Here is a 1,708-nt window from a genome sequence, read left to right on the forward strand (position 1 = left end):
GCTTTGGACCGAATCGGCGCTCGACTTTCGCGCGTATCTTTTGCACGACCCAACCCATTGAAAATTTCGGTGTGCGGCGACCATGCATGTAGGCTCCAACGCCGCTTTCAAGGCTTGTGCCGAGATCAAGCAGATTGTATAGATAAGTTAATGCTCTCTTGCGTTGGGAGCCTTGGCGATCAGGGGAACTTGGGAGCTGGGGGCACAATGCAGCGGCGAGGCGAATGTCTCGGTTGAGCGATACGGGCCTAACGGTTCCATCGCTGAGGACAGACCTGCTGTCGGACGGGTCAGGCTCACCAACAGGGCCTCAAGACAGTGTCAAAAAAGCTTTCTCTAAATGTAAGAAGAACAAAAACATTAAACGATGCTTGGGTGGCTATTCATCGCAATGCAAGAAATTCAAAATCCGAAACCACAAAAAATGAGATCGAGGAATTTTCTGGGAATCTCCAAAATAATTTAAAACGAATCCAACTAGAGCTTCGGAAGAAAACGTTTAAATTCCCGCCTGCGAAGGGAATAAAAATTCCGAAAGATAAGCGAAACAAAAATAGCTTTAGACCGCTTGTTGTTGCAAAGGTAGAAAGCCGTATTGTGCAGCGCGCAATACACGATGTGTTAGTTACTGTCCCTGAAATACAAAAATATATTTATACTCCCTATAGATTCGGTGGTGTAAAAAAGCGCGAGGACGATAATTTTGCCTCGGTGCCGGCTGCTATAAAGGCCGTTCTCGACGCTATAGGTTCTGGAGGCTCTTACATTATAAGATCAGATATCTCAAGTTTTTTTACGCGAATTCCAAAGTCGTGCGTCACGAAAATAGTTTCTGACGCGGTGAGTGATTTAGAGTTTTTGGATCTTTTTTCGAGCGCGATTGCTGTTGAGTTAGAAAATATGGCGCAACTCAAATCTCATGCAAGTGCCTTTCCGATATCAGATATAGGTGTTGCACAAGGAAACTCATTGTCTCCACTTCTCGGTAACATACTGTTGTACGACTTTGATAATGAACTAAATAAGCACAGCGATGTTAAGTGCCTTAGGTATATAGATGACTTCATTATTATCGCTCCAAAACAACAGGTTGCAGAGAATGCTTTCTCGAAAGCTGTGCATTTGCTTGGTAAGCTTGGCATGGGAATTTCTACTGGAAAAACACAAAAGGCAAACGTCGAGAATGGTTTTGAATTTTTGGGAATAGACCTATCGAATGGGTTTATAAGGCCAAGCAGAAAGTCGCAGCAGCGGCTTATTTATTCGATTAATTCAACAATTAAATTGTGCGAAAAAGCATTTATAGATCATAGAAGTTCAAATGAGCTAGATAGAGCTCTGTCTCTAATAGAGACGCTTCGGAAGGTATCTGGAATAATGCAAGGATGGGGAAAGCATTATAGATTTTGCAATGATACAAAATGTTTTGAGCGTCTCGATATAGAAGTTGGCAATTTAATTAAAGACATGCTTTGCATATACAGAGCAGAGCACGCAAGGACAGATGATGCTGGAAGGTGGCGCTTGCTTGGTATCGAGGCCATTTCTCAAATAGAGAAAAGTCCTTTTATTTGGCCGAAGAAGAGCTTGCCGGCGCCTGTGGATTAGGTAGCTGCGCTTGCTTTGATCGCGTAAGCCCCCAATATGAAACCGCCGCGAATGTCACCTCCTGGCGCGACTTTCCCGTTCGGGGAAGGTCGACGAGGAA

General features: G+C 44.0%; 1 protein-coding gene. It reads left to right on the plus strand.

What is annotated here, in order from left to right:
* Window positions 1–318 precede the first annotated feature (318 nt).
* Window positions 319–1,608, plus strand: a complete 1,290-nt coding sequence (locus A1351_RS23700; RefSeq protein ID WP_083967115.1) for a reverse transcriptase domain-containing protein — start codon at window positions 319–321, stop codon at window positions 1,606–1,608.
* Window positions 1,609–1,708 lie beyond the last annotated feature (100 nt).

Source organism: Methylosinus sp. R-45379, from assembly GCF_001644125.1.
GTDB lineage: Bacteria > Pseudomonadota > Alphaproteobacteria > Rhizobiales > Beijerinckiaceae > Methylosinus.